At 71.2% G+C, this 25858-nt stretch carries 12 protein-coding genes; 10 read left to right on the top strand and 2 right to left on the bottom strand.

The window, feature by feature from the left end:
* Positions 1 to 136: 136 nt before the first annotated feature.
* From HMPREF9062_RS07895 to HMPREF9062_RS07885, 3 genes are all read left to right on the top strand, one after another.
* Entirely contained in the window at positions 137 to 1432 is a 1296-nt protein-coding gene (locus tag HMPREF9062_RS07895) for an SAM-dependent methyltransferase (RefSeq protein ID WP_156789993.1), read from the top strand.
* 86 nt (positions 1433 to 1518) lie between these two features.
* Positions 1519 to 2754: a methionine adenosyltransferase gene (metK, locus tag HMPREF9062_RS07890; protein WP_050795269.1), complete on the top strand. Its 1236-nt coding sequence runs from the start codon at positions 1519 to 1521 to the stop codon at positions 2752 to 2754.
* 51 nt (positions 2755 to 2805) lie between these two features.
* The gene (locus tag HMPREF9062_RS07885) at positions 2806 to 4902 is read left to right on the top strand and encodes a primosomal protein (RefSeq protein WP_009749565.1); all 2097 of its coding nucleotides are present in this window, start codon (positions 2806 to 2808) and stop codon (positions 4900 to 4902) included.
* A 73-nt stretch (positions 4903 to 4975) separates the two neighbouring features.
* Here HMPREF9062_RS07885 and HMPREF9062_RS07880 read toward each other — a convergent pair whose 3' ends face one another.
* Positions 4976 to 6349: an MFS transporter gene (locus HMPREF9062_RS07880; RefSeq protein ID WP_009749564.1), complete on the bottom strand. Its 1374-nt coding sequence runs from the start codon at positions 6347 to 6349 to the stop codon at positions 4976 to 4978.
* Between the two features lie 211 nt (positions 6350 to 6560).
* Entirely contained in the window at positions 6561 to 7688 is a 1128-nt protein-coding gene (locus HMPREF9062_RS07875) for a serine/threonine protein kinase (RefSeq protein ID WP_009749563.1), read from the bottom strand.
* 315 nt (positions 7689 to 8003) lie between these two features.
* On the opposite strand from HMPREF9062_RS07875, the gene fmt reads away from it, so the two are divergent.
* The 7 genes from fmt (at position 8004) to HMPREF9062_RS07840 (ending at position 25716) form a co-directional block, all read left to right on the top strand.
* Positions 8004 to 8960, top strand: a complete 957-nt coding sequence (fmt, locus tag HMPREF9062_RS07870; protein WP_009749561.1) for a methionyl-tRNA formyltransferase — start codon at positions 8004 to 8006, stop codon at positions 8958 to 8960.
* The gene (locus HMPREF9062_RS07865) at positions 8960 to 10600 is read left to right on the top strand and encodes an RsmB/NOP family class I SAM-dependent RNA methyltransferase (RefSeq protein WP_009749560.1); all 1641 of its coding nucleotides are present in this window, start codon (positions 8960 to 8962) and stop codon (positions 10598 to 10600) included. Before fmt ends, HMPREF9062_RS07865 begins: the two co-directional genes overlap by 1 nt.
* Before the next feature lie 49 nt (positions 10601 to 10649).
* Positions 10650 to 11330, top strand: a complete 681-nt coding sequence (rpe, locus tag HMPREF9062_RS07860) for a ribulose-phosphate 3-epimerase (protein WP_009749559.1) — start codon at positions 10650 to 10652, stop codon at positions 11328 to 11330.
* Between the two features lie 46 nt (positions 11331 to 11376).
* Positions 11377 to 12273: an N-acyl homoserine lactonase family protein gene (locus HMPREF9062_RS07855; RefSeq protein ID WP_034254864.1), complete on the top strand. Its 897-nt coding sequence runs from the start codon at positions 11377 to 11379 to the stop codon at positions 12271 to 12273.
* A gap of 365 nt (positions 12274 to 12638) precedes the next feature.
* Complete coding sequence (locus HMPREF9062_RS07850) at positions 12639 to 14513, top strand: ATP-binding protein (protein WP_034253966.1); 1875 nt, start codon at positions 12639 to 12641, stop codon at positions 14511 to 14513.
* Positions 14514 to 14570: 57 nt separating this feature from the next.
* Entirely contained in the window at positions 14571 to 16139 is a 1569-nt protein-coding gene (locus HMPREF9062_RS07845) for an acyl-CoA carboxylase subunit beta (RefSeq protein WP_083820099.1), read from the top strand.
* A gap of 10 nt (positions 16140 to 16149) precedes the next feature.
* Entirely contained in the window at positions 16150 to 25716 is a 9567-nt protein-coding gene (locus HMPREF9062_RS07840) for a type I polyketide synthase (protein ID WP_009749555.1), read from the top strand.
* The last annotated feature ends 142 nt before the right edge of the window (positions 25717 to 25858 follow it).

Genomic DNA, 25858 nt, shown 5'->3' with positions numbered 1-25858 from the left:
ATCTGAATTATCACGGGGACGGCGCGGCGCCCGCTCTTTAGGCGCCGCGACGAGCGAACATACCATGGAGGCTGATCCGGCGGAGCGGCGCAGGAGAGCCTCTCGCGTGACGAACCGCACCTGGAAGTGATGCATGATGAGTACTTCGGAGAGCACCTGCACCGTGGCGGACATGGTCAAGGCGGTGACCACACCGCCGCTGCCCCTGCGCGTGACCGCCTACGACGGCTCCGCCGTGGGCCCGCGGGCCTGCGACCTGGAGCTGCACGTCGTCTCCCCCAAGGCTCTGAGCTACATCATCACCGCTCCTGGGGAGCTCGGCCTTGCCCGCGCTTATATCATGGGACAGATCGTCGCGCGCGGCGTCGAGCCAGGCGACCCCTACCGGGCCTTCGACCGTCTCGAGCAGCTCCGCGCTCAGCTCCGACGCCCCTCGCTCACCAGTCTGCGCCGCATCCTCACTACGATCGGTCGGAGCGGCCTGCGCCGCCCCGACGTTCCGGACGCTGAGACCCCACCCGCCTGGAGGCGCGCGCTGACGGGCGTGCGTCCCCACACAGCGCGGGGGGACAGGGACACCGTCTCCTCCCACTACGACCGTTCGAACCGCTTCTACTCGATGGTCCTCGGCCCGCTGATGACCTACACCTGCGCCTTGTTCACCCGGCCGGACGACTCCCTTGAGGACGCCCAGGACAACAAGATCCGTCTCGTCCTCGACAAGCTCGACCTCGAGCCGGGCCAGCGTCTGCTCGACATCGGCTGCGGGTGGGGGTCTGTCCTCGTGGCCGCCGCACAGCGCGGCATCCGCGCCATCGGTGTCACGCTCTCCGAACCGCAGGCCCGCTGGGCCAACGAATGGATCGCCCGCGAGGGCCTGTCCGACCTGGCCGAGGCCCGCGTCATGGACTACCGGGAGGTGCCCGAGCGCGGCTTCGACGCCATCTGCTCGCTGGGGATGATGGAGCACGTCGGCGTCCGCCATTACGACGAGTACTTCTCGACCATGTTCTCTCTCCTGCGCCCTGGAGGCAGGCTCCTCAACCACCAGATCACCCGCCGCGACTCCACCCAGCCGAACCGCGCCGGCGCCTTCATCGGACGCTACGTCTTCCCCGACGGTGAGCTCGCTGCGCCGGGCGTGGTCATGACTCACCTGCACGATGCGGGCTTTGAGGTTGTCCACGAGGAGAATCTCCGCCAGCACTACGCCCTCACGCTGGAGCGATGGTGCCGCAATCTGCAGGAGCACTGGGACGCCGCCGTCGCCAGCGGCGGCTCGCAGACCTCACTGCTGTGGGGCCTGTACATGGCGGGCGCCCGATGGAATTTCGAGCGCGACACCATTCAGATCCATCAGCTCCTCGCCGTGCGCCCCGGACTCGAGCAGGACGGCCATTGGTACCCGCTGCGCCCCTGGTGGAACGCCTGAGTCCCACCGTCCGCACACCCCGCGCACCGTGACCCGCGATGCGCGCAATGCACCACACCGCACCCACCGACCAGACAAGGACCGCAATGCCATCGAATCCCCCGCCGAGTTCTCGGAGCCCCCAGAACTCCCTGCGCATGTTCACCTCTGAGTCCGTCACCGAGGGGCATCCGGACAAGGTCTGCGACCGCATCTCCGACGCCATACTCGATGCCATCGTGGCCCAGGACCCGACCGCTCATGTGGCGGTGGAGACCATGGCAACCACGGGCCTGGTGCACGTGGCCGGAGAGGTCACCACCAGCGCCTACGTCGAGATCCCCGAAATCGTGCGCTCGGAGATCGTCTCGATCGGCTACACGTCCTCGGACGTCTGCTTCGACGGCGCCTCCTGCGGAGTGTCTGCGTCGATCGGTCAGCAGTCGCCGGATATCGCCGCCGGCGTCGACAAGGCCCTCGAGGTGCGCAACGACGCCGGCGACCTCGACCCTCTCGACTTCCAGGGCGCAGGGGACCAGGGGCTTATGTTCGGCTACGCCTGCACGGACACCGCCGAGCTCATGCCGTTGCCCATCCATCTGGCGCACCGGCTCGCGGAGCGGCTGGCGGCGGTGCGCAAGCAGGGTATGGTGGAAGGGTTGCGCCCTGACGGCAAGACGCAGGTCACCATCGGTTACGACGGCGACCGCGCGGTGAGCCTGGCGGATGTGGTCGTCTCCACCCAGCACGACCCCGACCGCACCCGGGCCTGGCTGACCGACGCGATCACCGCCGAGGTGGTCCGCCCCGTCCTCGCGGCCGAGGAGGCCAAGGGCCTTGAGCTGGTCACCTCGGACACTGAGATCCTCGTCAACCCGTCGGGGCAGTTCGTCATCGGCGGTCCCGCCGGGGACGCGGGGGTGACCGGTCGTAAGATCATCGTTGACACCTACGGCGGCATGGCCCGCCACGGCGGGGGCGCCTTCTCCGGGAAGGATCCCTCCAAGGTCGACCGCTCCGGCTCCTACGCCACGCGATGGGTCGCCAAGAACGTGGTGGCGGCGGGTCTGGCTCGACGCTGCGAGATCCAGATCGCCTACGCCATCGGTTCGGCCCGCCCGGTGGGCTTGTACGTCGAGACCTTCGGCACCGAAACGGTTCCGACTCCGCGGATCACCGCCGCTATCGAGGAGGTCTTCGATCTGCGCCCGGCCGCGATCGTGCGCGACCTCGACCTGCTCCGTCCGATTTACCGCGCCACCAGCTCCTACGGGCACTTCGGGCGGCCCGGTTTCTCCTGGGAGGCCACGGACCGCATCGAGGCCCTGCGCGCGGCCCTGTGAGGGCGCCCGGCGACCCGCCGGCGAACAGTAACGGTCAGGTATGGATCAGATATGAGCAGGGCGAGCCGCGAGGGTCCCTCCGTCCAGGGGACGCTGCTGGCGCTTCCGGCGCCCTCGGAGCACGTCGTAGACGGGAGGGGCGTCGACTCGCCGGTGGCCAGGGTGCTGCTCGACTCCCCGCTGCCGCACCTGGACCGGTTGTTCGACTACCGGGTCCCCCCCGACCTCGACACCGCGGCAGCGGTGGGGACGCGCGTCACCGTTCGCTTCGGCGGGCAGGAGACGCGCGGGTGGATCTGGGAGCGCGGGGGAACGACGACTCATCCCGGGCGGTTGGTTCCGGTCCGTCGGGTTGTCTCGGATTTACCCGTCTTGACCGGGCCGACGATGGCGCTGATCCAGGCTGTGGCGGAGCGCACCGCCGGCGTGCGCGCGGACGTCATCCGGCTGGCGGTTCCGGCTCGGCACACCGCTACCGAACTCTCCGAGCGGGACCGCGCTGCCGCGCCACTTCCCCGGTGGGACGGCGTGCCGTCGGCCAAGGCCGGTTGGGACGTCTACTCGGGCGACGAGCTGCTGACTTCACTGGCGGACAGGGGAGCGCCGCGGGCGGTGTGGACGGCCCTGCCCGGCCGAGCGGGAAGGGTGCGCGGGTGGACGTCACTGCTCGCCGACGCGGCCAGGGCCGCTCTGATCTCGGGCAGAGGGGTCCTCGTCGTCGTCCCCACGGCAGCGCGCGCCGAGCACGTGGCCGCGGCATTGGCCGAGGAGCTGGGCGGGGCAGTGAGCGGCCGGGGCAGCGAGCCGGTCGTCGTGCTGACGGCGGAAGGCGGGCCCGCCCGGCGCTACCGGGCTTTTCTACGAGTGCTGCTCGGCCGGGCGCGCGTAGTCGTGGGCACGCGCGCAGCCGCTTTCGCACCCGTATCCGACCTGGGTCTGGCGGTCGTCTGGGACGATGGCGACGACCGTCTCGGCGAGCGCCGCGCCCCCTACGCGCATGCCCGTACGGTCCTGGCATTGCGTTCGGGGTTGGAGGAGGCGGGGCTGCTCGTGGCCGGTTATTCACGCAGCGTCGAAGCGCAGGCGTACGTCGAACGGGGGTGGGCGGCCGAGCTGGTCGCCTCCTGGACGGTTCGCCGGGCCGCACTGGCACGTGTGCAGGCTCCCAGCGCCTTTCAGCTGGAGGCCGAGGGCCCTTCCGGAATGGCGCGGATACCGTCGCTCGCCCATCGCGCGGTGCGCGGCGCTCTGGCGCACGGCCCCGTCCTGGTGCAGGTCCCCCGTGCCGGCTACGCCCCCTTCGCGGTGTGCGGATGCTGCGGTCGGACGGCCCGCTGCCCGCACTGCGGGGGCCCGCTCGCCGTGGAGAGGGCCGGCAGGTTCTTCTGCCGCTGGTGCGCGCGACGCCCGGCCGGTTGGAGGTGTCCGGCGTGCGGCCACCGCGAGCTGGGCATGCGGGGCTCGGGCTCCACCCGCACCGGTGAGGAATTGGGACGCGCCTTCCCGGGCACGCCGGTGGTCGTCTCGGGCGCCAGGGAGTCGCACGGCGTTATCCAGACCGTGGATGCCTCACCTCGCCTGGTAGTGGCCACGGCCGGGGCCGAGCCCGTCGCCGACGGTGGCTATCGCGCCGTCCTGCTCCTTGACGGCGGCGCCCTATCCTCCAGGCCCGAGCTCGGTGCGGGTGCCGAGGCGCTGCGCCGCTGGACCAATGCGGCGGTGTTGGCGCGCACCGACGCCCAGGTCATCCTCCTGGGCAGCCCCGACCCCATGGCGGCGCAGGCGCTGGTGCGGTGGGACCATGCCGACTACGCCCATCGGGATCTCCTCGAGCGCACCGATCTGCATCTCCCGCCGGCCTGGCGCACGGCCCGCCTCGACGGGCCGCGCGAGGCGGTGGAGGCGCTGCTGAGCCAGGGGGAGGAGGCGGGCTTCGAAACCCTGGGCCCGGTCGCCGCGCCGGTCTCCGGCAGCGATGAGCACTCATTCCCGCTCGCGCCGGGCGGACAGGACGTGCGCGCCCTGATCCGGGCTCCCGTCGAGCGCGGTCGCGAACTCGCCGCCGCGCTGCGCGTGCGCCAACGCGAGCGCTCGGCTCGGCGGGAGGAGCCGGTGAGGATTGAGCTCGACCCCACCGTGCTGTGGTGAGGAACTGCGGCGAGGGGCCCGTGCACCGGTGAACCCCGCGGGGTCCCGCGGGGGCGTCGGCGGGATCCGGCTCCTACGGCTCTGTCAGGTCCGAGCTGTGGAGGACGCGGGAGGCGAGGATCGAAACCATTGCCATGGCGGAGACCGCCGTGAGGTAGACGGCGGGGGCCAGCGATGAGCCGGAGACCCCGATGAGCCAGGTCACGATGAAGGGGGTCGTTCCCCCTAGAAGCGCATTGGCCCCGTTGAACGACAAGGCGAACCCCGAGTAGCGCACGCTCGTCGGGAAGGACTCGGCGAGGAATGTCGCGAGGGTGCCATCGTTCGCCGTGAGCATGATCGCGAAGATGATCTGGCACGCGACGATGGCGGGCAGCCCGGGGGCGTGAGTCATCGCGAGGAAGAGCGGGATCGAGAGCACGATGAACGCCATGCATGCGGAGACGAGCATCCGTCGGCGGCCGAAGAAGTCGGACAGGCGCCCCATGAGGAAGATGGCTGCAATGTAGACCACCAGTGTGACCGAAGTCGCCATCGTCGCGGTTCCCTGGGAGAACCCTAGTTCCTCTTTGACGTAAGTCGGCATGTAGCTCAGCAGCATGTAGAAGGCGACCGCGTTGAGGCACGAGACTCCGAAAGTGATGAGCGTGTCCCGCTTGTGGTGGCGCAGGAGGCGCCTGAGCGGCTCCGACCAGTGCGTCGTCCGCTGATTGGGTCGCGGGTTTGGCGACAGGTTTTGGCGCATCGCCTGGTAGACGGGCGAGTCCTCCAGGTGGACCCGGATGTAGCGGCCGATGAGGCCGAGTGGACCCGCCAGGAGGAACGGGAGCCGCCACCCCCAGGTCGTCATCGAGGTGTCCGCCAGCACGCCGAACATTCCGGTCACCATGAGAGAGCCGGCGAGCAGGCCGCAGGCGGTCGAGGCCGGCACCAGGCACGTGTAGAGCCCGCGCCTGCTCCGCGGCGCGTACTCGGCCAGGAACGTGCCGGCGCCGGCGTACTCTCCCGATGCTGAGAATCCCTGAACCATCCGCAGTACGAGCAGGCCCGCCGCACTCCACGCCCCGATCACCGCGTAACCGGGGAGGAGGCCGATGAGGAATGTCGAGCCGGACATGATGAGGATCGACCATGACAGCGCCCACCGGCGCCCTCTCCGGTCCCCCCATACGCCCCACACGACCGCTCCTACGGGACGCAGGATGAAGGACATGGCGAAGATGGCGAAGGTGGACATCAGCCTCACCGAGGCGTCGGTGTCGGGGAAGAAGACTCTTCCGATGACGTCCGCGAGGTAGCCGTAGGACGCGTAGTCGAACCACTCGATGAAGTTCCCGATGAAGCTCGCCGTCGCCGCGCGCCGTAGCGTACGGCCGTGTTCGCGGTCGTGCGCGGCCGGGGACGCTCGTTCCACCGGATCCGCCGGGGCCGCTGGTTCGTGGCTCATGATGACCTCCGCCGATGTACTCGGTGCTCGGTGGAGCCTACATCACGTGGATGATACCGGACTGTGGTCACGGCCGGGTCGCGGCCGACCGCTTACGAACGAGCGCCTACGTTCGGCGCTCACCGCGTCCGGGCGCCCCGAATCCGCCCCGCGAGCGCCGATGCCCGCGGGGCGGGTCCAGCCGGCCGCGGCTCTTGGACGGAACCGGGCGTTACACGCGGGTGGGGTCGTCGGCCTGGTTGGGGAAGTAGTCTTCGCATCCCCCCTCGCGGAACACGTCGGCGGTCGCGCAGTGCAGACCGCCGCCGAAGGCGTAGGCGTCTCGGAAGGGAACGGGGATAACGTTCATGCCCAGCTTGTCCATCTGCTCCATCTGGTGGACTTCACTGGCCTCGACGCAAACAGTCTTGTGGTCGATGACCAGGCAGTTCATGGACAGCCACACCGAGGAGTAGCACAGCGGCGGCGGTGCGGCGTGGGCCGGCGGGGCCGCGTCGACGATCTGCCAGTCGTTGGCCTCGAAGATCTCTCGCTGCTCGGCGGGCAGGCGCCGATGCGGGTTGTTGATGATCAGTCCGGGACGCAGCGGCACGAAGGTCGCGTCGATGTGGATCGGGTAGGGGTCGCCCGGGAAGTTGACCGCGTGCACGCGCAGGTCGGGGTAGTACCGCTTGAACCACTCCATGGCCTTCCGATTCGTGGTCAGGCCGTGCTGGATGAACAGGTCCTTGCCGACGCGCATGACGTCGGCGGCGTCCCACATGGGCTCGACCTCGGTGGTCACGAAATCCTTCGCGGCCGTGCGCTCCAGGCGCTCCTCCAACGTGATGCGCTCGTCGTAGTAGTTGTGCTTGTAGGACTCGTCGGTCAGGCGCGGACGGGGGGCCTGCGTCCACTTGAAATCGGGGTCCTGCTCGAAGTACTGGTTCATCAGCGGCCAGTAGGCGAGGTACTCGAAGTAGCGGCAGCGGAAGGAATTCGCCGCGGACATGATCTCCCCGCCCATGGTGAGCAGGATGTCGCGCGGGGGCATCTGAGTCATGCCCGATTCGGTGCGGAAGTCCGGAGTCTGGATGGCCTGGTTCCACTGCAGGGGCGTGGGCCGATCGACCGTAACGCCCAGCCCCTGGAGGATCGTGACGTAGTTGTCGAGCTGCTCGTTGGCCGCTTCGACGGTGGCGGTGGGGCGCGGACCCCACATGCCGCGCATCTCGGAGTCGATCGGCACCTTCTCGGAGGTGGCGGGCTCCTCCGGCGGGATCACCGAGAAGTCCGCGCGCCCGACGATCACGTGCTTGAGCGGGTCGAAGTCGTTCCAGGAGTTGACGATCTTCGTCATTGTTCACTTCCTCGTGGGTTGTTCCTCAGATGGCGAGTGCGGTTGACGGACGCGGGCCCGCCGCGCCGGCGATGGGCCGGCGACGGGGACGATGCGACCACCTCCCTGCCGGGTTCGTGCGCGCGGGATGCGTGCCGGTCTCGCGGCGGGGCTCGTGGGTTGACCCGCCGGGACTGCGGTGGGGATGTCCGGGCCGTCGCCTGGCCTTCGCGGGTGATGATGGTACCGGCGTCGACGCGCTGGTGGAGACCGGTGTCGTGGGGCGACCGGGCGCGCGACGGCTCGGCGGGCCCGCGCTCACCTAGACTGACCGCCATGCGCGTCCTCTTCGCCGGCACCCCCGAGGTTGCTCTGCCGACTCTTCACACCCTGATGTCCTCAGTCGAGCACGAGGTGGTCGGAGTTCTGACCAGGGCCGACGCCAGGAGGGGACGGGGCCGAGTCCTGTCCCCGTCTCCGGTTGCTGCGGCGGCCCGCCGGGCCGGCCTGGAGGTGCGGACTCCCGTCACCCTCAAGGACGAGGGGATCGGGGCCTGGGTACGCGGGCTCGACGCCGACGCGGCCGTGGTCGTCGCCTACGGCCGGCTCGTCCCCGCGGCCCTGCTGGAGGCGCCTCGGTTCGGCTGGCTCAACCTCCACTTCTCCCTCCTGCCCGCCTGGCGCGGGGCCGCACCGGTCCAGCGCGCCATCATCGCCGGCGACGAGGTCACCGGCGCCAGTGTCTTCCGTCTGGAGGAAGGATTGGACACCGGTCCGGTCTACGCCAGGCTGACCGAGACGATCGGACCGCGGGACACCAGCGGCGATCTCCTGGACCGGCTCGCCGAGGCGGGCGCCCCCCTCGTGGTGCAGGTGTTGGACTCGCTGGCCGCCGGAACCGCTGTTCCCCGGCCGCAGGCCGCTGACGGCATCACGCTGGCTCCGATGCTCACGCCCGCGGACGGCGAGATCCACTGGACCGACTCCGCAGGGGCGATCGACCGGCGTATCCGTGGGGTGACGCCCCTTCCCGGGGCCGGCACCGCCTATGAGGGGCGGCGGCTGCGTCTGGGACCGGCCGAGCCGGTCCCAGAGGTCACCGATCTCCTGCCGGGCCAGCTGCACGTTTCCAAGCATGAGGTGCTCGTCGGCACGGGAGGGTGCGCCCTCAGGCTCGGGCTGCTCGCCCCCGCCGGGAGGAGTTGGATGGCGGCGGACGCCTGGGCGCGCGGTGCACGACCTCGCGTCGGCACCGTCTTGGGCGGGGAGACGATGAGGGGCGGTGCGGCCTGATGGGGGCGTCCGGCGAGCATGCGGGAGGGCGCCGCGGTCAGACCGGCGGCGTTCACCGTCAGGATCAGGGCCGTGGGCGGGCCGGTGGGTGCGGCGGGGGTGAGCGCAGGCGCTGCGGAGACGATCAGGAGAATCGTGGCGAGCGGCATCCGCGCCGCCGTACCGGTCGCGGCGAGCGGGACCGCGGAACCGGCCGCCGGTCCCACGACGGGCGCGAGCGCGGCCGGCGGCAGCGCACGACGGGCGACGCCCGGAGCCTCGCCCTGGAGGCCCTGACCAAGGTCCGGCGGGATGACGCCTTCGCCAACCTCGTCCTGCCGACGCTGCTGGAGCGGGTCCGCCTGGAGCGGCGGGACGCCGCCTTCGCAACCGCGCTGACCTACGGGACGCTGCGGCTGCGAGGCCGCTACGACGCCGTACTGTCCCATTGCGTCGACCGCCCCCTGGGGCAACTCGACGACGACGTCCTCGACATCCTGCGACTGGGCGCCCACCAGCTGATGGGGATGCGCGTGCCGACCCACGCCGCGGTCTCCTCCACCGTGGATCTGGCCTCCGATGCCGCCGGACGCGGGGCGGCGGCCTTCGTCAACGCCGTCCTGCGCCGCGTGTGCGAGCGCGACCTCGACGCGTGGCTCGCCCAGCTGCGGGCCGACGCCCCCGATGAGGCCGGGGCTCTGGCGGCCGTCGAATCCCACCCGCTGTGGGTGGTCAAGGCCATGCGCCAGGCCCTGCTCGCGCAGGACCGCCCTGTCGAGGAGCTGGCCGACCTGCTGCACGCCGACAACACCGACCCCGAGGTTGCGTTGTGCGCCCGGCCCGGCCTGGTCAGCCCCGAGCATCTCGCCAAGGAGGCGGGATCCGTCACCTCCCGCGAACCGCGCCCAGGCGACGTGAGCCCGTGTGCCGTTGTTCTGACGGGGGGCGACCCCGGCCGGATCCGGGCGGTGCGCGAGTCGCGGGCGGGTGTCGAGGACGAGGGCAGCCAGCTGGTCGCCCTCATGCTCGCCGACGCGCCGCTGAAGGGCCGGGACGAGCGCTGGCTCGATCTGTGCGCCGGCCCGGGCGGTAAGGCCGCGCTGCTGGGCGCCCGAGCCCTCCAGCGCGGGGCACGGCTGGTGGCCAACGAGACCGCCCCCCACCGTGCGCGGCTGATCGAGACCTGCGTGCGCGCTCTGCCGCGGGACGTCGTCGCCGTCCGCCGCGGCGACGGGCGGCGGTTCGGCCACGACGAGCCGGCCGCCTGGGACCGGGTCCTCGTGGACGCCCCGTGCTCGGGGCTCGGCTCCCTGCGGCGCCGGCCGGAGGCGCGCTGGCGGCGCACGGCCAAGGATGTCAACGAGTTGGCTGAACTCCAGCGCGAACTGCTCACCAGTGCGCTCGCCACCGTGCGCCCCGGAGGAGTGGTGGCGTACACGACGTGCTCGCCCCACGTGCTGGAGACCGAGTATGTGGTGCGCGATGTGACTAGGCGACTCGACAGGCGGGGCCAGCGGGTCGAGGTGCTCCACGCCGGGAATGCCGCCACGCGTCTGGCCCCGCGTCCGCCGGCGGGCGCCGAGCGGCGAATGCTCCAGCTATGGCCGCATCTGGAGGGCACCGACGCCATGTTCTGCGCCCTGCTGCGTCGGGTCGACTGAGTCCGTCGGCCCTCGTCGTCAACCGCCAGCGATCCCCGAGGAGATACCCATGACCGCCCCCACCATCCACCCCTCCGTCCTCAACGCCGATCAGGCGCATCTGGCCGATGAGCTCGCGCGCGTCGCGGGTGCGGATGGCCTGCACGTCGACGTCATGGACAACCATTTCGTGCCCAACCACTTCGGCGGGCCCTCCTTCGTCGAGGCGGTCCTGGCGCACACGCCACTGCCGGTGGACGCCCACCTCATGATCGAGCAGGCCGACCGCTGGGCGCCCCTGTATGCGGAAATGGGCTGCGCGGTGGTGACCACTCATGTGGAGGCCACTGCGGCCCCCTTCCGCTTGGCCGCCGAGCTGCATCGGCTGGGGGCGGGCGCCGGGCTCGCCCTGCGCCCGGCCACGCCCCTGTCCGCAGTCGAATCGGTGCTCGGCGAGCTCGACATGTTGCTGCTGATGACAGTGGAGCCGGGCTTCGGCGGCCAATCCTTCATCGGGGCCATGCTGCCCAAGATCGCGGCGGCGCGCACCATGGTCGGCCGGGCGGGCCTGGAGTTGCGCATCCAGATCGATGGCGGTGTCACCGCCCGGACCATCGAGCGCGCCGCCCGAGCGGGCGCCGACGTCTTCGTCGCCGGCAGCGCGGTCTACGGGGCGGACGACGCGCTGGCCGCCATCGACGGGCTGCGTGCTCTCGCCGCCGGCGGATGCGCGGCGACGCGAGCGCGGTGACGGGACCGGGCTCGTCCGCGGACCGGGGCGCCAGTACAGTTTTTCCATGCCCTGTACGACTCTTGATACGACTCTCACTGTCCTGCACACGGGCACGGTCATCATCGACGAGGCACTGCCCTACCATCGTGACACCGACCGGCCGCTGGCCTGGGCCCACCTGCTGCGCGGGCCCGAGCACCTGATGACGGCCCCCGTGTCGTGCTACCTCATCGAGGGGACGCACGGTCTGATTCTCATCGACTCCGGGTGGGGCAGCGTCAACCGGAGCCGCGCCGGACGGTTCGCCAACCTGCGCCAGCAGTGCTGCGTCAACAGGGCCGTCCTGCCGCAGGGGCAGGCCATCGACGAGCAGCTGGAGGAGCGGGGCATCCGCCCCCGCGACCTCGATCTCGTCCTCCTCAGCCACCTCCACTGCGACCACGCCGACGGTTTGCATCACCTCAAGGAGGCCCCGAGGATCCTCGTGTCCGCTCCCGAGCTGAGGGCCGCGAGCAGGGACCGTCTGCGTTACCTGCCGCATGAGTGGTCGGACACCGGCATCGACGCCTTCCGCTGGAACTCCCCGGTCGGCCCGTACGGTGCCGGCTATGATCCGTTCGGAGACGGCCGCCTCGTCATGGTCGCCGTTCCGGGCCACTCCTGGGGGTTGTGCGCGACGATCCTGCGGTCGTCCTCCGAGAGCGGCTCGGACCGCGACGAGTGGGTCGAGGGCGTCGATGCGCAGGGAGAGGATGACCCGCGCGAGCTCGTGCTGCTGGCCTCCGACGCCGGATACGGGCGCCCGTCCTTCAGACAGGGGCTGCGTCCGGGCCTCGTCGTCGACGCGGATCTGGCGGCCGCCTCTCTCGACTGGGTGCGGCGGGTCGGGACGGACCCGCGCTGCCGCAGCCTGATCGTCAACCACGACCCGGAGGTTGTTCCCGGTCCCCGCCGCCTGTGAGGATGCGGCTCCGGCAGGCCCGCGCACCGGCCTCACCGGAGTGAGTTCCCTCTCGTTCCTGGTCTACCGGGTGTGTGATGACGAGGCCGCACCGCAACGACGCCCGCCGTTCCAACGTAATCGCACGTCTTTATGAGATCTCCACAATGCTGCAATGGTCGTCGGGCGTCATACCGTGGCGCCGTGGGTCGCCCACCCAGTTTTCATTGTAGGGAATTGTAGGGAACAGGTGATCCACCGTGACGGGAGAGCAGGTCTCCCGCCTGAGCACACATGAGTGCGCCGCCTCAGGACGAGTCCTCGCCAGCCCATGTCGTGGGCCCTGCGATTCGTGCGGGCGGGCGTCGAACGCGAGGAGCACATTGGTGACCAGTCGGACACTCGACCGCATCCTCATCGCCAACCGCGGTGAGATCGCCCTGCGCGTGGTACGCACGGTCCGCGATCTGGGAGGCACCTCCATACTCCCGTACACCCCCGAGGACATCCTGAGTCCGGCTGCCGAACTCGCCGATGAGGCGCACGCCCTGCCCGAAGGCTCCTCGTACACCGATGCCGAGGCCATCCTGGCCATGGCCCGCGCCACCGGCGCCGACGCCGTTCACCCCGGTTACGGCTTCCTGTCCGAGAACGATGCCTTCGCCCAGGCCGTCATCGACGCCGGTATCACCTGGGTCGGCCCCAGCCCGGCGGCCATGCGGGCCCTGGGCGACAAGCTGAGCGCCAGAAGCACCGCCGAGCGCGCCGGCGTGGCCCCCGTCCCCGGAATCACCGAGTCGGTCACCAGTGCCGGGACTGTCACCGCCTTCGCGGCGGCCCACGGCTACCCGGTCGCGCTCAAGCGCACCGACGGCGGAGGAGGGCGCGGCATCACCGTCCTGACCTCGGACGAGGAGGCCGGAGCCACCCCCGCTTTCGAGTCCGCGGCAGCCGGCGCCGGCACCCTGATCCTCGAGAAGTTCGTCACGGCCGCCCGACACGTGGAGACCCAGTGCGCCCGCGATCGGCACGGGGACTTCGCTGTCGTGTCCACCCGCGACTGCACGCTCCAGCGCCGCAACCAGAAGCTTCTCGAGGAGGCCCCAGCTCCCTACCTGCCCGAGGGCGTGCACGACCGCCTCATCGAGGCGTCTCGCCGTCTGCTTCGGGCCGTCGACTACGTCGGGGTCGCCACCTGCGAATTCCTGCTGACCCCGGCCGGAGACTTGTGGTTCCTGGAGGTCAACCCCCGCTTGCAGGTCGAGCACTGCGTCTCGGAGGAGGTCACCGGTGTCGACCTAGTCGAAGTTCAGCTGCGCATCGCCGCCGGCGGTCGTCTGGGGCCGATCCCCGAACCGCGCGGTCACAGCGTCGAGCTGCGCGTCACCTGCGAAGATCCCGCTCGCGGCCTGGCGCCGTCCACCGGGGCCATCACCCGCCTGCGCTGGCCGGCCGGACCGGGCGTGCGCATCGAGTCCGGCATCGTCGAGGGAGACGTCGTCACCCCCATGTTCGACCCCATGCTCGCCAAGATCGTCGTCACCGGCTCCAGCCGCGACCAGGCCATCCGCCGCGCCCGCCGCGCCCTGGACGAAACGGTTGTGGAAGGTGTGACCGTGTGCACCGACCTGCACGCTCACGTTCTGACCCGTCCGGAGCTAACCCGGCCCGATGCCGATGGCCTGCTGGGCGTGACCACCCGGTGGATTGAGGACGATGTTCTGCCCGCCCTGGCCGATCCGACCGCCGTGCGGGAGGGGGCCGAGCCCGCGCCCGAGAATCGCCGTACCCGCTCCTCCTACGTCATCGAGATCAACGGCCGGCGCGTCCAACTCACCGTTCCCGACGGCATCTTGGGCGGCCACGGCCCCCGCCTCGGCGTGGGCTACCCCGGTGCGTCGACTCAGCGGCGCACGCGCCAGCCGCTGCGCGGGCGCCCGAACTCCCGATCCGGGACGCGGGGGACCGCCGAGCCGACCGGCGCCGACCCGTCGGTCATCGCCGCCCCCATGCAGGCGATCGTCACCCGCATCTGCGTCGAACCGGGGCAGAGGGTTCGCACCGGTGAGCTTCTCGTCGTCCTGGAGTCGATGAAGATGGAGAATTACGTCCACGCCCCCGCCGACGCCACCGTCGCGGAGATCCCCGTCAGCGCCGGGCGCACCGTCTCCGCCGGCGAGGTGCTCGTACGAATGAGGGATACGGTCGTGCAGGCGACCGCCGGCGCCACGTCCTCGCACCCGACTCCTCAGGAGGCCTGAGCCGTGACCACCGCTTCTCCCGCAACCGCCGCAGGCCCCGACTCCGAAGCCCTCACTATGGCGCACTGCGCCGTTACGACCGCCTTTCGCGAGCGCGCCGCCCAGGTCGGCGCCCAGGCCGAGGACCGCGCCGCCCGACGCCAGCACGCCAAGGGCAAGCAGACGGCCCGCGAGCGCATCGACGCACTGCTGGACGCCGACACCTTCCTCGAGATCGGCCGCTACACCGGTTCGGGCGCGGGGGCCGGGGCCCGCCCCTCCGGCGTGGTCACCGGTTTCGGACAGGTCGACGGGCGCCAGGTCGCCGTCTATTCCCAGGATTTCTCCGTTTCCGGCGGGGCGTTGGGCCGTGTTGAGGGTGATAAAATCGTTCGCTTGCTCGACGACGCCCTGCGTCTGCGCGTTCCCGTGATCGGCCTGATCGACTCCGGCGGCGCCAAGATCCAGGAGGGGGTCGGGGCACTGCGTCAGTACGGACGCATCTTCAACCGCACCTGCGCCGCCAGCGGATTGGTGCCACAGATCAGCGTTATCCTCGGACCCTGCGCCGGCGGTGCGGTTTACAGCCCCGCCCTGACCGATTTCGTCATCGCCACTCGCGAGGCTTCCCACATGTTCGTCACCGGCCCCGATGTCGTGCGCGCCGTCACGGGGGAGTCCATCAGCGCCGAGGAGCTCGGCGGCGCCCGGATTCACGGCAGTGTGTCGGGCGTTGTGCACTACGTTGCCGAGGACGAGATGGACGCCCTGGAGCAGGTGCGCACGCTGCTCGCCTATCTGCCGTCCTCGGCGGACCAGGACGCTCCGCGCTACGACTACGACGCGACCGCTCGCGCCGCCGACGCCACGGCGGCCGCCGGCGTCGGCGCGCTCGTGCCGGCCTCCTCCCGCCAGGCTTACGACGTCGCTGAAGTGATCACCGCCCTGGTCGACCACGGTGAGCTCGTGCAGGTCCAGGAGGTCTTCGCCCCTAATGTCGTCATCGGCTTCGCCTGCTTCGAGGGCCGTCCGGTCGGTATTGCGGCGAATCAGCCGCTGGTCGATGCCGGCACGCTGGACGTGGACGCCTCTGAGAAACTGGCCCGCTTCGTGCGTTTTTGCGACGCCTTCGGCCTGCCGGTGGTCACCTTCGTCGACGTGCCCGGCTACCGACCGGGGGCCGAGCAGGAGCATGCCGGTATCATCCGGCGCGGGGCCAAGGTCATCAACGCCTATGCCACCGCCACTGTCCCCCTGGTGACCGTCGTTCTGCGCAAAGCCTACGGCGGGGCCTACATCGTCATGGGCTCCAAGGCCATTGGGGCGGACCTGAACTTCTGCTGGCCCGGCGCGGAGATCGCCGTCCTGGGCGCCGCCGGCGCTGTGGGGATCATCCACCGCCGCGAGCTCGAGCGGGTGCGCGACGAGCGCGGCGATCAGGCCGCGGCCGCTGAGCAGGAGCGTCTCGTTGAGGAGTACACCGAGACGGTCATCAACCCCGATAAGGCGGTGGCCATCGGGGAGATCGACGCGGTCGTCGCCCCGGAAGAGACCCGCACCGTCATCGTCGACTCTCTGGCAGCTCTGGCCGACAAGCGCGATTCGCGCCACACACCCACCAAGAAGCACGACAACGTCCCGCTGTAAGGCGCCGCGCATGAACGACCGCTCCGTCTCATCGGCGCCGGCCGGCGCCGCCCCGAGCACCCCGGACACTCCGGGTATTTCAGACATTCCAGACAACGATCTGCCCACCACGACCGAGGACCGCATGAGCACCCAGCCCACCACCCCCACCACTGTCGAGACCTGCGCCCCGACCTCCGCCGAGCGCGTAAGCGCCGGTGAGCCCTACGTCCTCGCCTTCGGCGGACAGGCCACGCCCTGGCGCGCCACTCTCGATGAGCTCGTCGGCCTCGACCACGACCTCGCTGCGGCACTCGTCGAGCTGGATTCCGCCGTCGCCGCGCGGCTGGCCCCGGTGGCCACCGACCTGCTGACCATCACCCCTCGGGGCGCCCGCCTGCTGACCGATGCCGCCGCCCCGGTGAACCCGGTCGTCGCGTCCGCGGGCGGGGCGGCGGCCGACACGGCCGACGTCTCAGTGCCGGGCATCCTGCTCGCCCAGCACGCTGTCATCGCGTCCCTGCCCGCGGCGGGCGTCGACGTGACCGGGGCCGCGGTCCCCGCCGCGGTCATCGGCCACTCCCAGGGGGTCCTCGGCGTCGCTCTGCTGGAGGCACTGACCGCCGCCGGCGGACGGGCCGCCGACGAACGGGTCGTTGACGTCCATGCCATCGCCCGTCTCATCGGCGCCGCGGCCGCTCGCACGACCCGGCGTCTCGACCTGGGCACGGTGGGGCAGTCCACGCCCATGCTCTCGGTGCGCGGCGTGACCCGTCAGGTCCTGGACGCCGTGCTCGCTCGCGTTCCCGGATCCGAGAGTCTCAGCGTCGGGGTGACCAACGGCCGTCAGGCTCATATTCTGTCGGGCCGCCCCGCTGATCTGGAGGCCGTCGTCTCCGCTCTGGAGGCGGCCGCCCGTCGTAGCGCCGACGACCGCAAGGAGCGCCGTCGCGGGGGAGCGGTCCTGGCTCCCGTCACTGAGTTCCTCACCACCTCTGTGCCCTTCCACACCCCGCTTCTCGCCCCCGCCGTCGAGGAGGTCGTGGCCTGGGCCGAGCGGGCCGGTCTGGACGCCTCCCTCGCCCGCAGTCTCGCTGTGGCCGTCCTCATCGATCCGGTCGATTGGCCCGCTCTGGTCACCAGCGCCCTCGCTCCGACCCGGGCCCGCCTCGTGATTGATGTGGGACCCGGCACCGTGCTCGCGCGCCTGACCGAGGCCGTCGTCGCCGGCACCGGCACCATCGTCGTTCCCGCGGGCACCGCCCGCGGAATCGATGATCTGGACCGTCCCGGCGCCGCCCCCGCCCCGACCGTCGACCGGGCCCGCTTCGCCCCGCGTCTGAGCCGCCTGCCCGACGGGCGGCTCACCCTCGACACCGCTTTCACCCGTCTGACCGGCCGTTCGGCGGTGATGCTGGCCGGCATGACCCCCACCACCGTCGATCCCGGAATCGTCGCCGCCGCCGCCAATGCCGGCTACTGGTCCGAACTCGCCGGCGGTGGCCAAACCACCGCCACGGTCCTGACCGAGAACCTCGCCGGCCTCGAGGCGGCCCTGGAGCCAGGACGCACGGCCGCTTTCAACGCCATGTTCATGGATCGCTACCTGTGGAACCTGCACCTGGGCACTCAGCGCCTGCTGTCCAAGGCCCGCGGTGCCGGCGCCCCGGTGGACGGCGTCGTTATCTCCGCCGGCATCCCCGAGCTCGACGAGGCGGTTGCCCTGCTGGCCCGCCTGCATGCCGAAGGCTTCCCCTACGTGGCCTTCAAGCCCGGCACCGTCGACCAGATCCGTCAGGTCATCGCTATCGCCCGGGCCGTGCCCGACAGCCCCGTCATCATGCAGATCGAAGACGGGCACGCCGGCGGCCACCATTCGTGGGAGGACCTGGACACCATGCTCCTGGCCACCTACGACGACATCCGCGCGGTCGACAACCTCGTCGTGTGCGTCGGCGGCGGCATCGGCACTCCCGAGCGAGCCGCCGACTACCTCACCGGACGCTGGGCCGAGGCCTACGGCACCGCCGCCGCCCCCGTCGACGGCGTCATGGTCGGTACCGCCGCCATGACCTGCCTGGAGGCGAAGACCAACGAGGACGTCAAGCAGCTGCTCGTCGACACGCCCGGGATCGACCCGGCCCACGAGGGGGGCTGGGTCGCCTCTGGCGCCTCACAGGGCGGTATGACCTCCGGACTGTCGCACCTGAGAGCCGACCTGTATGAGATCGACAATTCCTCGGCACGGGCCTCACGCCTCATCCAGGAGATCGCCGGCAACGACGAGGCCATGAACGCCCGCCGCGACGAGATGATCGCCGCCCTGTCCAAGACCGCCAAGCCCTACTTCGGCGATGTCGAGGCGATGACCTATCTGGAATGGGCCACCCGTTACGCCGAGCTGTGCGTGGCTCCTCACACCGGGCGCGCCGCCTCTCGCGCCGATTGGGCCGACGAGGGCTGGTACGACCGCTTCCTCGATCTGCTCCACCGCACCGAGGCCCGTCTGAGCGAGGCCGATCACGGCCGCATCGAGACCCTGTTCGCCACCGAGAACGACGTGCTCGACTCCGACGCAGCCCTGTCCGCTCTGGCCTCACGCTACCCGGCCGCCGCGCGCACCCGCGTCGAGCCCGCTGACGCCGCCTGGTTCGTCGACCTGTGCCGCAAGCACCCCAAGCCGGTGCCCTTCGTACCGGTCCTCGACGCCGACATCCTGCGCTGGTGGGGCACCGACTCCCTGTGGCAGTCCCAGGACCCGCGCTACACCGCCGATCAGGTGCGCATCATCCCCGGTCCGGTCGCCGTCGCCGGCATCACCACCATCAATGAGCCTGTCGGACACCTCCTGGGCCGTTTCGAGACCGCCGCCGTCCAAGCGCTCCAGTCCGCCGGCGTGAGCGAGCAGACCGCCGCCGGCCGCCTGGGCGCGGAGGTGACCGCCCGCACTCCGGGGACGCCGGTCACCGATGCCACCGAGTTGGTCCGCACCACCCCCCACGTGCTGTGGAACGGACACCTGACCGTCAATCCCGCCCGCGTCCTGCCGTCAGAGGCCTACACGGTGATCGCCCGCCCCGATGTCGCCGAGGACGCCTACGACTTGGACATCCGCCTCGATACCCATTGGGACGCCACCCCCGGCGGGCAGGACATCCACGCCGTGCGCCGCCTGGTCGTACCCCTGCGTCTGGCCCGCGCCTGGGACGGGGCCGCTCCTCTGGTCGACCCCGAGCGCATCAGCGAGACCATGAACGACCTCCTGCGCGCCACGGCCGGGGTGGGCTCCACGTCCGTCACCGGCGACCTCGTCGACCGCCTGCCGCAGGTGGTCGCCCCTGTCGACGGCGCCGTCGACGCGCTCGGCCGTCCTGTCTCTCAGCCTTTCGGCACTGTCCACGCCCGCTTCACCCTGGCCGACAACCTGGGTGCCGACCACGGCGCCGTGACCGCGAACGCCCTGCCGACCACCCTGTCACCCGCTCCGCTGGTCCCCGACGCCCTGCTCGGCCCGTGCTGGCCGGTGGTCTACGCGGCCCTGGGAAGCGTCGTCGAAGACGGTATGCCGCTCATCGAGGGCCTGCTGGGAGCCGTCCATCTTGACCACACCATCGACCTGCACCGCCCGCTGGCCGAGCTGCGCGCCCAGGCCGGCCTCGGGACCGTCGTCCAGGTCGACGGGTGGGTTGCTTCCCTGGAGGAGTCCAGCGCCGGTCGCGTCGTCGACGTGCGCCTCCAGCTGACCGACGCCACCGAGGGGGCGCACGGGGATCTGATCGCCCTCATGCGCGAACGCTTCGCCATCCGCGGGCGCGCCTCGGGCACCACCGTGCCCTCGGCCCCCGAGCTGGCGGGGGGCACCGGACGCGCCACGGCCCCCGCCGCTCGCCGTCTGCTGCGCCGGGTCACCGTGACCGCCCCCACCGACATGACCGCCTTCGCGCGCGTCACCGGTGACTTCAACCCCATCCACACTAGCTACAACGCGGCCAGGATCGCGGGCATGGAGGCACCGCTGGTCCACGGCATGTGGCTGTCCGCCACCGCCGAGCAGGTCGCAGCCTCCACCGCCGCCGACGGCACCCGCAACGTGCTGGCCGGCTGGACCTACGTCATGCTCGGCACTGTCGAGCTCGGCGACCGCGTCGAGATCAGCGTCGAGCGCACTGGCCTGGTGCGCGGCGGCGGCCTCGTCTTGGAGGTCACCTGCCGCATCGGCGACGAGGTCGTCTCACGCGGCACGGCCGTCACCGAGCCCGAGCCGACCGCCTACATCTACCCCGGTCAGGGCATCCAGGCCCGCGGCATGGGACTGGACGAGATGAGCACCTCGAAGGCAGCCCGCCGGGTCTGGGAACGCGCTGACGCCCATACTCGTGCCGCTCTCGGCTTCTCCGTCATCGCCCTCGTACGTGACAACCCCACCGAGATGACCGCCCGCGGCGTGACCTACCGCCATCCCGACGGGCTGCTCAACCTCACCCAGTTCACCCAGGTCGCCCTGGCTACCGTCGCCATGGCTACCACCGCCCGGCTCGCCGAAGCCGGCGCCCTCGTGGAGGACGCGGCCTTCGCCGGTCACTCCCTGGGCGAATACACGGCCCTGAGCGCCTACGGACGGGTCATGCCCGTGGAGACGACCATTTCCATCGTCTTCCAGCGCGGTTCGACCATGCACACTCTGGTCGAGCGCGACGAGAACGGCGCCTCGAACTACCGCATGGGGGCGCTGCGCCCCAACCAGGCGGGCATCCCCGCCGCCGACGTCGAGGACTACGTCGAGCGGATCGCCCGCGAATCGGGCGAGTTCCTCCAGATCGTCAACTACAACCTGGCCGGCGTCCAGTACGCCGTCGCCGGCACCATCAAGGGTCTGGAGGCCCTCGCCGCCGACTCACGCGCCAGAGCCGCGGCGCGCGGCGGCAAGAACCCCTTCATGCTCGTGCCCGGAATCGACGTGCCCTTCCACTCCAGGATCCTGCGTCCCGGCGTGCCTGAGTTCCGCGAGCGCCTGGAGGCGCTCATCCCGGCCGACCTGGACGCCGACCGCCTCGTGGGACGCTACGTGCCCAACCTCGTCGCCCGCCCCTTCGAACTGACGGCCGATTTCGCCCGCGCGATCCTCGAGGTCGTGCCGTCCGAGCCGGTACGGGCCATCGTCGAGGACTGGGTCTCCTGGCAGGGCCGACCCGTCGAACTGGCCCGCCAGCTGCTCATCGAGTTGCTTGCCTGGCAATTCGCCTCCCCGGTGCGCTGGATCGAGACCCAGGACGTTCTGCTGTCCCCGCCGGCCGAGGGCGGCCTGGGTGTTGAGCACATCGTTGAAGTCGGCCTGGCCGCCTCCCCGACGCTAGCCAACCTCGCCTCCAGAACGCTCCTACTGCCCCGCCACCACGGACACCACGTGACGGTCCACAACGCCCGCCGCGATGAGGCCCGCGTCCTGGCCACCGACACCGATCCGGCCGTCGAGCCGGCCGAGGAGGACTTCGAGCTGCCAGCCGCCCCTCAGGCACCCGCAGCACCCGAGTCCCCCGCCGCGGCACCTGAGACCCCCGCCGCGGCACCGGCCGGGCCGGCCGGTCCCGTCGACGATCTTCCCTTCACCGCCACGGACGCGCTCACCGTCCTCCTGGCCCACGCCGCCCGCATTCGTCCCGAGCAGATCGGCGCCACCGACACCACCGAGACGCTGACCAACGGCGTGTCCTCGCGCCGCAACCAGCTGCTCATGGACATGGGCACCGAGCTTCAACTCGCCAGCATCGACGGCGCGGCCGACGCCGACATGACGGCGCTCGCGGACACTGTCGCCAAGGGGGCACCGGGCTACAAGGCTTTCGGCCCGGTCCTGGCCGACGCCGTCCGCACCGGCCTGGGCCGCCTCCTCGGCCCGTCGGGCGTGCGCGCGACCCGCGTGGCTGAACGCGTGACCGGCACCTGGGGCCTGGGCGAGGGGTGGATCTCCCATGTCACCGCCGAACTGTTCCTGGGCACCCGTGAGGGCACCTCCATGCGCGGGGAGGACCTCGCCTCCCTGGGGACGTCCACCCCGGTGAGCAGCGCCGGCGCCGTCGACGCCCTCATCGACAAGGCGGTGCAGGCCGTCGCCTCGGCCCACGGTATTACTGTGGCCAAGCCGAGCGCGGGCGGCGCCGCGGGTGCTGTGGTGGATTCCGCCGCCCTGGACGCGTTTGCCGCCACGGTCACCGGCGAGGATGGCGTTCTGGCCACGACCGCCCGCACGGTTCTGGCAGCCCTGGGTCTGTCCGAACGGGTCACGGTTCCTGCCGACGCCGGCGACCGGGCCGCGGCCGCGCGCGCCCTGGTCGAGGCCGTCGACGCCGAACTGGGCACCGGCTGGCTCCGGTCGGTGACCCCCGCATTCGACGCCGACCGCGCCGTTCTCATCGATGATCGGTGGGCGACGGCTCGTGAGGACCTGGCTCGCCTGGGCAACGGTGAGACTCCGATGGGCCGGGCGCGCCGGCTGCTGGCCCCCGAGCGGTTCACCGGGCTCGGACGAGCCGTCGCCGACCAGGCCTCCTGGTGGGCCCGCGTCCTGCGCGGGTCCGGTGCGCCGCAGGCCGCCGAGCGCGCCGACCTCGCCGGGGCGATCGCGGCCGTCGCCGCACAGCGTCCGGCGGCCGGAGCCGAGTCGGTTCGGTGGGCCGACGACGTGGCCGTAGTCACTGGCCTCGCGCCCCGCTCGATCGCCGCGGCGGTCGCCGGCGAGCTGCTCGCCGGGGGGGCCACGGTCGTGGCGACCAGCTCGCGTCTGACTCATGAACGTCTGGCCTTCGCCAAGGAGCTCTACCGTGAGCACGCCTCCGCGGGCGCCCGACTGTGGATGGTTCCGGCCAACCTGGCCTCCTACCGGGACATCGATGCTCTGGCTGACTGGATCGGCCACGACCAGGTCGTCACCTCGGGCGGCTCGTCCACGCTCGTCAAGGAGGCGCTCGTCCCGACCCTTCTATTCCCCTTCGCCGCGCCGCGCGTGTTCGGGACGCTGGCCGACGCCGGTCCCGAGGCGGAGTCGCAGACGCGCCTGCTGCTGTGGAGTGTGGAGCGCACCATCGCGGCACTGAGCGCCATCGGCACCGACACGCACGTTGACCACAGGCTCCACGTGGTTCTGCCCGGTTCGCCCAACCGCGGTATTTTCGGCGGCGACGGTGCCTACGGCGAGGTTAAGTCGGCCCTGGACGCGATCGTCAACCGCTGGCGCTCCGAACCCGCCTGGGCCCAGCGCGTCACACTGGCCCACCCGCGCATCGGCTGGGTGCGCGGCACCGGACTGATGGGCGGCAACGACCCGCTGGTGGAGGCCGTCGAGGCGGCCGGCGTGCGAACCTGGGACACCCGGGGGATCGCTGCCGAGCTGGTGGCCCTGTGCACCGCTGACGTGCGCGCTCGGGCCGCCACTGCCCCGGTGACGGCCGACCTGACCGGGGGCTTGAGCGACGACATCGACCTGGTCGCCCTGCGCGAGCGGGCCGTGGCGCGCTCGGCCGAGGCCGGAAAGGACGAGGAGCGGGCGAACGCTCCCGCCACCATCAAGGCCCTTCCGACTCCGGTGGTGCCGACCCAGCCGACCGCTCCCGGCTGGGGCCCGGTCGACGCCTCCTTGGAGGACATGGTCGTCGTGGTCTCCACCGGGGAGGTCTCCACATGGGGTTCGGGTCGCACGCGCCGCGAGGCCGAGCTGGGTATGAGCGGGGGCGACGACGTCGAGTTGACCGCCGCGGGCGTGCTCGAGCTCGCCTGGGGCATGGGTCTGCTCACCTGGCACGACTCGCCCAGGCCCGGCTGGTACGACACCGACGGCGAGATGGTCGAGGAATCCGATATCCTCGAGCGCTACCGCGACGAGGTGGTCGCCCGCTGCGGTATCCGCGAGTTCGTCGACGACGGGGTCATCGCCCCCGATGCCGAGGAGGACGTGGCCGTCTACCTCGACCACGACATCACCCTGACCGTTGCTGACGAGGCGACCGCTCGGACCCTGGAGACCGAGGATCCCGAGCACACACTCGTGGCGCCGGATGCCGAAACGGGGGAGTGGACCGTCACCCGCCTGACGGGCTCGCTGGTGCGCGTCCCGCGCCGCGCGGCCTTGACGCGCACGGTCGGCGGTCAGTTCCCGATCGACTTCGACCCGCAGCGCTGGGGGATCCCGGCGGCCATGGTCGAGGGCATGGACCCGATCGCGTCGTGGAATCTGGTCACGACGGTCGACGCCTTCCTGTCGGCGGGATTCTCTCCGGCCGAGCTGCTCGCGGCCGTCCACCCTTCTGACGTGGCCTCCACGCAGGGCACCGGCTTCGGCGGCATGGAGTCGATGCGCAAGATGTTCGTGGGACGTCTGCTCGGCCAGGACCGTCCCAGCGACATCCTCCAGGAGGCGCTGCCCAACGTGGTGGCCGCTCACGTCATGCAGTCCTACATCGGCGGTTACGGGGCCATGGTCCAACCGGTCAGCGCCTGCGCCACCGCGGCGGTGTCCATCGAGGAGGGCTGGGACAAGATCGCACTGGGCAAGGCGGATGTGGTCGTCGCCGGCGCCATCGACGACATCTCGGTGGAGTCCGTCGTCGGTTTCGGCAATATGAATGCCACCGCCGAGGCCGCTTCCATGTACGCCAAGGGCATTTCGGCCCGCCACTTCTCTCGCGCCAACGACCGTCGTCGCGGCGGCTTCGTAGAGGCCGAGGGCGGCGGTACTGTGATCCTGGCCCGCGCCGGCGTGGCCGCTCGCCTGGGGCTGCCGGTGGCGGGAGTGATCGGCTTCGTCTCCTCCTACGCCGACGGCGCCCACACCTCCATCCCGGCACCCGGTCTGGGCGCCCTGGCGGCCGGCCGTGGCGGAAAGGATTCCCGCCTGGCGCGCTCGCTCAGGGCCCTGGGCGTCGAAGCGGACGACATCGCCGTGGTCTCCAAGCACGACACGTCGACGGGCGCCAATGATCCCAACGAGTCCGAACTGCACACCCGCCTGGCGCGCTCGCTGGGACGAACGGAGGGCAACCCGCTGGTGGCCGTCTCGCAGAAGACGATCACCGGTCACGCCAAAGGAGGTGCCGCGCTGTTCCAGGTCGCGGGTCTGGCAGAGATCCTGGCCACTGGGGTGGCTCCCGGCAACGCGAGCCTTGACGTGGTCGATGCGCCGCTGGAGCGGGACGCCTTCTGGGTCTGGCCGCGCACGCCCATCCGCCTGGCCGGCCGCGGGGGCGAGTCGGGTCGCGTCTCGGGCGCCGGAGTGGTGCGCGCGGGTCTGCTGACCTCGCTGGGCTTCGGCCACGTCAGTGGTCTGATCGCGCTCGTGCACCCGGGCGCCTTCGAGTCCGCCCTGCGTCAGTCGGGCGGTCAGGAGGCTGTGGACGTGTGGGTCGAGCGGGCTAATGCCCGCCTCGCCGCGGGAACGCGCCGCCGTCGCGCCGGCATGATCGGGCGGGCGCCGCTGTTCGAGCAGATCGAGGGACGGCGCCTGGGCGAGGCGACCGAGCACCGCGACCCGCACGAGGTCGAGGCGGCTATGCTGCTTGATCCCCGGGCGCGGCTGGGCGCCGACGGCGTCTACCACGCCGAGCGGTGATGGTCCGGCATCGGCCCGGCCCCTGGCAGAACCCCGTGCCGCCACAGCGATCCGCCAGGGGCGCCGTCGCCCGCACCCGTGCGGCTGCGACGCGGACCGACCGGGGCCCGTGGCGGTTTCGGGGCCTGCGGGGCGGGCTCGG

It is taken from the genome of Actinomyces sp. oral taxon 448 str. F0400 (genome assembly GCF_000220835.1).
Lineage (GTDB): Bacteria > Actinomycetota > Actinomycetes > Actinomycetales > Actinomycetaceae > Actinomyces.
The sequence above is the reverse complement of the archived record's forward strand: the minus strand, read 5'-3'. Positions and strand labels throughout refer to the sequence as shown.

What these genes read in the sequence shown, in the direction of transcription:
- HMPREF9062_RS07895 (WP_156789993.1), top strand. Translation starts at nt 137, where the DNA reads ATGAGTACTTCGGAGAGCACCTGCACCGTGGCGGACATGGTCAAGGCG.
- metK (WP_050795269.1), top strand. Translation starts at nt 1,519, where the DNA reads ATGCCATCGAATCCCCCGCCGAGTTCTCGGAGCCCCCAGAACTCCCTG.
- HMPREF9062_RS07885 (WP_009749565.1), top strand. Translation starts at nt 2,806, where the DNA reads ATGAGCAGGGCGAGCCGCGAGGGTCCCTCCGTCCAGGGGACGCTGCTG.
- HMPREF9062_RS07880 (WP_009749564.1), bottom strand. Translation starts at nt 6,349, where the DNA reads ATGAGCCACGAACCAGCGGCCCCGGCGGATCCGGTGGAACGAGCGTCC.
- HMPREF9062_RS07875 (WP_009749563.1), bottom strand. Translation starts at nt 7,688, where the DNA reads ATGACGAAGATCGTCAACTCCTGGAACGACTTCGACCCGCTCAAGCAC.
- fmt (WP_009749561.1), top strand. Translation starts at nt 8,004, where the DNA reads ATGCGCGTCCTCTTCGCCGGCACCCCCGAGGTTGCTCTGCCGACTCTT.
- HMPREF9062_RS07865 (WP_009749560.1), top strand. Translation starts at nt 8,960, where the DNA reads ATGGGGGCGTCCGGCGAGCATGCGGGAGGGCGCCGCGGTCAGACCGGC.
- rpe (WP_009749559.1), top strand. Translation starts at nt 10,650, where the DNA reads ATGACCGCCCCCACCATCCACCCCTCCGTCCTCAACGCCGATCAGGCG.
- HMPREF9062_RS07855 (WP_034254864.1), top strand. Translation starts at nt 11,377, where the DNA reads ATGCCCTGTACGACTCTTGATACGACTCTCACTGTCCTGCACACGGGC.
- HMPREF9062_RS07845 (WP_083820099.1), top strand. Translation starts at nt 14,571, where the DNA reads ATGGCGCACTGCGCCGTTACGACCGCCTTTCGCGAGCGCGCCGCCCAG.
- HMPREF9062_RS07840 (WP_009749555.1), top strand. Translation starts at nt 16,150, where the DNA reads ATGAACGACCGCTCCGTCTCATCGGCGCCGGCCGGCGCCGCCCCGAGC.